Source organism: Pseudoflavonifractor capillosus (assembly GCF_016899775.1).
In the GTDB taxonomy this organism is placed as follows: domain Bacteria; phylum Bacillota; class Clostridia; order Oscillospirales; family Oscillospiraceae; genus Lawsonibacter.
Map to the genome: position 1 here is coordinate 1 of NZ_JACJJE010000150.1, position 611 is coordinate 611.

Sequence of the window (611 nt, forward strand, 5' to 3'; positions counted from 1 at the left end):
GCCCCCAGATAGCCCTTGTCGGCGGTGCGGCTGCCGGTGGTGTTGTTATAGGAGAAGACCTCCCCGGGCATGAGCACCACACCGTTGCAGGCCTGGGCGGACAGCTTCACGTTGCTCTTCCGGTTGGCGGAGCCGCCCACCCGGCTGGTGCCCTCCCCCAGCAGGTCCCGGAACAGCTTTCCCTCCAGGCCCTCCTTGGTCTCCTCGGGCTGGGTGATGGTCAGGGGGATCTCCACGGTCTCCCCCTCCGCCGCCGCGTCAAACAGGGTTTTGGCCTGGTTCACGTCAAAGTCGACCCCTACCACGTGGTCGCTGACCTCCAGGGTCTCCGGGTCGATCTCGGCGCTCTTGGCCTCGGCGTGGAGCTCCTGATACATAGCGTCAAAGTCGGGCTCCTGGGGGGTGGTCTCGTGGGCGGGGAGCACCACCGGCTCCACCGCGGCGGAGCCGCCCTGCATCGCGTCGGACACCGCCTCGGTCATGGCGGCCATCACCATGGGCTCGGCCGCCTCCCGGTCGATGGTCACTCCGGTGACCCCCTTGGTGAGCAGGAGCTTATCTCCCTCCATGGCATAGGTGGCGTTGGTGAGGGCGCCCCCCACCTGGAGGTC

At 67.9% G+C, this 611-nt stretch carries 1 protein-coding gene; it reads right to left on the minus strand.

What is annotated here, in order from left to right; genetic code table 11:
• Positions 1-611: VanW family protein (locus H6B31_RS16750; RefSeq protein WP_204899534.1), on the minus strand; the 611-nt coding region annotated here is incomplete at both ends.